This window comes from Peribacillus muralis (assembly GCF_001439925.1).
Lineage (GTDB): Bacteria > Bacillota > Bacilli > Bacillales > DSM-1321 > Peribacillus > Peribacillus muralis.
The window spans coordinates 408,080-413,756 of the sequence record NZ_LMBV01000003.1; the positions used below are offsets into that span (position 1 = coordinate 408,080).

Annotated in this window: 8 protein-coding genes; 3 read left to right on the top strand and 5 right to left on the bottom strand. The window is 40.0% G+C overall.

Annotated elements, in window-relative coordinates; all coding sequences use genetic code 11:
• The 3 genes from arsB to ASU00_RS06490 form a co-directional block, all read right to left on the bottom strand.
• Window positions 1–810, bottom strand: an 810-nt coding sequence (gene arsB / locus ASU00_RS26035) for an arsenite/antimonite efflux transporter (RefSeq protein WP_236712599.1), incomplete at its 3' end; no start/stop codon positions are given.
• 17 nt (window positions 811–827) lie between these two features.
• Window positions 828–1,175 carry an ArsR/SmtB family transcription factor gene (locus ASU00_RS06485; protein WP_057912609.1) on the bottom strand — a complete coding sequence of 116 codons (348 nt, stop codon included), beginning with the start codon at window positions 1,173–1,175 and terminating at the stop codon, window positions 828–830.
• A 366-nt stretch (window positions 1,176–1,541) separates the two neighbouring features.
• Complete coding sequence (locus ASU00_RS06490; RefSeq protein ID WP_057912610.1) at window positions 1,542–2,183, bottom strand: FMN-dependent NADH-azoreductase; 642 nt, start codon at window positions 2,181–2,183, stop codon at window positions 1,542–1,544.
• A gap of 204 nt (window positions 2,184–2,387) precedes the next feature.
• Between ASU00_RS06490 and ASU00_RS06495 the strand changes: the two genes are divergently transcribed.
• The 3 genes from ASU00_RS06495 to ASU00_RS06505 all read left to right on the top strand — a co-directional run bounded on the left by ASU00_RS06495 (window position 2,388) and on the right by ASU00_RS06505 (window position 4,640).
• Complete coding sequence (locus tag ASU00_RS06495; protein ID WP_057912611.1) at window positions 2,388–2,897, top strand: RrF2 family transcriptional regulator; 510 nt, start codon at window positions 2,388–2,390, stop codon at window positions 2,895–2,897.
• A gap of 310 nt (window positions 2,898–3,207) precedes the next feature.
• On the top strand, window positions 3,208–4,152 hold the full coding sequence (gene trxB / locus ASU00_RS06500; protein ID WP_057912612.1) for a thioredoxin-disulfide reductase: 945 nt from the start codon (window positions 3,208–3,210) through the stop codon (window positions 4,150–4,152).
• 50 nt (window positions 4,153–4,202) lie between these two features.
• The gene (locus ASU00_RS06505; protein WP_057912613.1) at window positions 4,203–4,640 is read left to right on the top strand and encodes a carboxymuconolactone decarboxylase family protein; all 438 of its coding nucleotides are present in this window, start codon (window positions 4,203–4,205) and stop codon (window positions 4,638–4,640) included.
• Between the two features lie 188 nt (window positions 4,641–4,828).
• On the opposite strand, the gene arsC is transcribed toward ASU00_RS06505, so the two are convergent.
• Both arsC and ASU00_RS26040 read right to left on the bottom strand, forming a co-directional pair.
• Complete coding sequence (gene arsC, locus ASU00_RS06510; protein ID WP_057912614.1) at window positions 4,829–5,248, bottom strand: arsenate reductase (thioredoxin); 420 nt, start codon at window positions 5,246–5,248, stop codon at window positions 4,829–4,831.
• A gap of 32 nt (window positions 5,249–5,280) precedes the next feature.
• Window positions 5,281–5,677: ArsB/NhaD family transporter (locus tag ASU00_RS26040; RefSeq protein WP_269085310.1), on the bottom strand; the 397-nt coding region annotated here is incomplete at its 5' end.

Genomic DNA, 5,677 nt, shown 5'->3' on the forward strand with positions numbered 1-5,677 from the left:
CGGACTCCTTCCGGCCATCATGAGGAAGAAAATAGCGACAATGCCTGCAATGAAGGATACAGGAATGTGGAAAAATTCACTGATAAAATAGCCTATCAACAGAACGGCTAAAACAATCCCAGACAGGCGAAACATTTTCACATCCCGAATGGCATCGACTGGCTTCTTCAATTGAGCCATATCATAATTCTTTGGAATGCTCTTTCTGAAGTACAAATATAAGACCAGGATGCTAGCTGCTAATGAAAACAGATTGGGGACGATCATTCTAGATGCGAACTCAATAAACCCGATATTAAAAAAGTCAGCAGAAACGATGTTGACCAGATTGCTTACCACAAGCGGTAAGGATGTAGTGTCCGCAATAAACCCACTCGCGATGATAAATGGGAAGATCATTCTTTCTTCTAACTTCAAGTTTCGAACCATCGCCAATACAATCGGAGTTAAGATGAGCGCGGCTCCGTCATTTGCAAAGAACGCAGCGACTAGCGCTCCGAGAATGCTCACATACACAAACATCCTTACTCCATTTCCCTTGGCCGCTCTCGCCATATGAAGGGCTGCCCATTCAAAGAAACCAATCTCATCTAAAATCAAAGAAATAATGATAATAGCAATGAACGCCAACGTCGCGTTCCATACAATCCCTGTAACGGTAATTACATCGTTGAAGTCAACAACCCCAACGAGTAAGGCAAGCATCGCACCCCCGCATGCCGACCAGCCGATTGACAATCCCTTAGGTTGCCAAATGACGAATGTCAATGTCAGCAAAAAGATGATGCTCGCTAATATACCTGTACCCACTGATGTTTCCCTCCTCGTTAATCACAGCAAATTCTTTTTCCTTGTGCCGTTAATTCTTCCACTTTAAAGTTTTGACTTGGCAATTCCTTGATAACAGTTAGAATATATGAGTAATATAGAGAGGTTTGGTTTAACGAGTAAAATATCCATTGCCCCCTTCTCGCTTCATTCACTAATCCGCTATCTTTCAGCTTTCGCAAATGTTGGCTAATAGCAGGTTGGCTCATATCAAAAACATCTACAAATTCACAGACACAACACTCATGTTCAGACATTATTTTTACCATAGTCAAACGTGTTTTATCACCTAACAGTTTAAGAACGTTTGCCGTACCTTCTATATTAAACGCTTCATTCGTTTGCATGTTATCCCTCCTAGCCTAATCGAATATATAATCAAATGCTTATTTGGTTATTTAATATCATTGTATAAGCATATTCTTATTTAGTCCACCTTTGACTATTCTGCACATATATTTTCCAAAATTGAATGAAGCGAAAGCTACGCCCCCTACCTAACTTAAAATAATATTATTTTAAGACCAGCCTGACTTCGGACTGGTCTTGAGGTTTATCGATAATAGAATTATTTTCACTTTCCAATCTTGCTATGAAAGGATTGTCACAGCAAGAACTCTCCTTTATCGCAGTTGCAGGAATATCAGATTCCCAGAAACTAGATGACAGATTTCACACTGCATTTTGTAGCTTCTATGCTACTGAATGGATTCTTATTTCGCCGCCAGTACAGAGGCAGCATCTTCCGCTTCCTTATATGCTTTTTCTAACACTTCATCTCCGCCCATCAAGGCAGTTCCTTGTACTCGCAACATTTCATAATCTTCAATGCCAAAAAAATTGAACATTGATTTCAAGTATTTATGGGAGTATTCCACTTCTGCATACCAATCATTGTTTGTGTAAATAGATCCACTTCCTTGTATGACAAGCATGCTTCGCCCATCTTTCAATAGACCCACTGATCCGTTTTCTGTGTATTTATATAATTCCCTTGGAATCATAATATTGTCCATATAGTCTTTTAACTTTGATGGAATATTAAAGTTATGCAGAGGTAACACAATCACATATTTATTGGCAGTTTTAAATTGTTGTAAGACTTCTGTCATGCGGTCTGTCACTCTTTTTTCTTCAACTGTCAGCTCTTGGCCCTTCGCGGTTTTTTCCCAGGCGGTCAATATCATTTCATTTATCATCGGTACTTCATCTCTGTACAAATTTATTTGTTCAATCACTTCTTCATCACCATGTAGTTCTTTATACCGTTTTAAAAAATGATTGAACACTTTCAGACTAAAAGAAGAGTCAGAATCGACTCTCGGATGTGCATTGATAATTAGCAGTTTACTCATAGGTTTTGTCTCCTTCAGATATGCGTTTAATTAAAGACTAAATCAATCGACGATTAACTCGATCAATAATATACCTTCGATTGGATCGTTTGTCAAACAAAAATTAATCCTTGCTTGATGGATCGCTTGCATGATTGACAAAACTATATATTACTTCTAATATACATTTGATTATCTTTTGAATGAAAAGTAGGTGAACCTAATATGTCATATAGTGTTGGAGTCGAATATGCATTGCACTGTCTTGTATACTTAATTGATGTACCAGAGAAGACGAGTGTTGGCATCAAAGAGCTATCAGAATTTCAGGGTCTTTCGGAGACGTTCCTTTCAAAAGTGTTTGGTAAATTATCTAAGGCAGGCATCGTATGTTCTGTCCCAGGAGTCAAAGGTGGTTATAAGTTGGCAAGATCCCCTGAAGAAATTTCTTTTTGGGATGTAGTCGAAGCGGTTGAAGGGGTAAAACCGATCTTTCAGTGTAAAAATATTTTACAAAATGGTCTGCCATACAAGGATAAAGAAGAATTTAGCTGTTCTTCTTGTCCTTCTGGAAATCTGTCTTGTCCCATTAATTTGACCATGTTACAAGCAGAAGAGCATATGCGCGCGTTTCTCCGCCAGAAGACCCTTGCCCAGTTACAGGCTGAACTGGATGAAACCTTACCGAAGGAAGTTCGTTCTTTTACTAAAGAGTATTTTACTAAGGACAAATGATTCATTCTCTATAGGATCTACTTTATACATGAAGAAACCACACACTGACATAACTGGATATGTCAGTGTGTGGTTTTTTTTCTTTTTCAATCAGGACCAAGAAACGTAAGGGAGTCGAAATGTTGACAGGAAAACAGAATCGAAGTATATTATTAACGATATAATCAATCGTCGATTACTATAGTCTTTAATTAAAGGTATAACTTGTTTCAATATCGTATGTAAATGAGATGATATGTATACAACCCGTAAATTTGAAAAATATAAAGAGATATCCATTTTATCAAAATAGTTTCTAGGGGGCACAGTGATGCAACAAGTCATGATATTGGGAACAGGCCCAGCTGGTTTAACAGCGGCTATCTATTTAGCGCGAGCAAACATGAAACCGATCATTATTGAAGGATCACAACCAGGAGGACAACTGACCACGACAACGGAAGTGGAAAACTTTCCTGGTTTCGCTGATGGAATTATGGGTCCGGAACTCATGGATCAGATGCGAAAGCAAGCAGAACGTTTTGGTGCCGTTTTTATAAGCGGTTGGGTAGAAAGTGTCGATCTTTCCACGCGACCATTTAAAGTGCATGTGAAAGGGATGGAAACGTACGAGACAGAATCCGTAATTATTTCGACAGGAGCAACAGCGAAACTCCTAGGCATTCCTGGGGAACGGGAACATATGGGAAGAGGTGTGGGAACCTGTGCGACTTGTGATGGATTCTTTTACCGAGGGAAAAAAGTCATTGTCATCGGTGGTGGTGATTCCGCGATGGAGGAAGCAAATTTCCTGACGAGATTCGCTACGGAAGTCCGGATTGTCCATCGCAGAAATGAACTTCGTGCATCCAGCATCATGCAAGATCGTGCGAGACAAAACAAAAAGATTACATGGAGCTTGAACCAAACGCCTGTTGAAGTTGTAGCGGATGGGAAAGTGACAGGTTTAAAAGTCCATGATAATGACACGGGTGAGGAGCAGACATTGGAATCCGATGGCATCTTTGTCGCTATAGGACATCTTCCAAACACTGCTTTTCTCAGCAAACAAGTCCATACAGATGAAATTGGTTATATAATCGTAAAACCAGGGACGACGGAAACAAATATACCAGGCGTTTTCGCATGTGGAGATGTGCAAGATCCTATCTATCGCCAAGCTGTTACGGCTGCAGGCACTGGCTGTATGGCAGCGCTAGATGCAGAACGCTTCCTACAAAAAAATGCCATACATGACTGGAGCCAGTCACTTTAACAGAAGCGTACAAACATTAAATAATCTAAAAAATATAGGAGGGTTATTTTATGAGTGAAAGATTTGCTTATTATACTGTAGCTGCTGATTCTATGAAAATTATGATGGAGATGGAAAAGTACACAAAATCCACTGAAATTGATGGAAAGCTTCGTGAATTGATTAAAATCCGTGCTTCCCAAATGAACGGTTGTGCGTATTGTATCAACATGCATACAGCTGATGCCCGGAAAATGGGAGAAACAGAACAACGTATTTATTGTTTGAGTGTGTGGGATGAATGTGAATTTTATACGGACGCGGAGAAAGTCGCCCTTGAATTGACAGAACATATTACGTTCATTCCGACGAAAAGAGTACCAGATGAACTATACAAGCGTGTCCGCTCACATTATGATGAAAAACAATATATGGATCTTATCATTATCATCAACCAAATCAATAGCTGGAACCGCATCTCCATCGCAATGGGGAATACAGCCAAGTAAGAATCCGCACTGAATCCTGAAATTATGAATCTGTGAATGAGTGATGTGATGCACAACGAGTGTCCACCATTTCGGACTTCAAGTTGAAAAACGGATAGAAGACAAAGCACGGGTACTTCCCAAACTGACTAATACTGGAGCTTGAAACAAAAAAACTGCCGTATGACCGGCAGTTTTTTCAGCTTAATTTATACGCCCGTTTTCGAGAAACGTTCGATTCTTTCTCCGATTTCATCCCGTACACGTTGGAAGGTCGCCCATTTTTCTTCATCCGTTCCTTCCGCTTTGGCTGGGTCATCAAAGCCCCAATGTTCACGTCTCACATGCGGTGGCGTCATGGGACATTTGTCTGCCGCATCGCCACATAATGTGACTACAAAATCGGCATTATTTAAAATGTCAGAATCAATGATATCGGAAGTTTGATTGGTAATATCCATACCAACCTCGTTCATCGCTTTAACAGCATTTGGATTCAAGCCATGTGCTTCAATTCCTGCACTTAGCACTTGCCATTCGTCTCCTAGATATTTCTTACCCCATGCTTCAGCCATTTGACTCCTGCAAGAGTTACCTGTACATAAGAAGTAAAGTGTTTTTTTAGCCATGTTGTTTCTCTCCTTTATGAGTNATGATATGTTTAGTGAATGATGTTCAACCATATATATAAGCCAACTAATGTGATGAACAATGTTGGGATGGTTAAGATGATTCCCGTTTTAAAGTAGGTTCCCCATGAGATTTTCACGCCTTTTAATGAAAGGACATGCAGCCATAATAAGGTAGCCAGAGAACCAATCGGTGTAATTTTCGGGCCCAAGTCCGAACCGATGACATTGGCATAAATCAAGGCTTCTCTGATGGCCCCAGTAGTATTCGTATCTGATATCGCCAGTGCATCAATCATTACGGTTGGCATGTTGTTCATAAGCGATGAGAGGATAGCGGCTATGAAACCCATTCCAATCGTTGCTACAAATAATCCTTGATCGGCGGTAACTTGGATTAAATCCGTCAATATATTCGTCAATCCAACA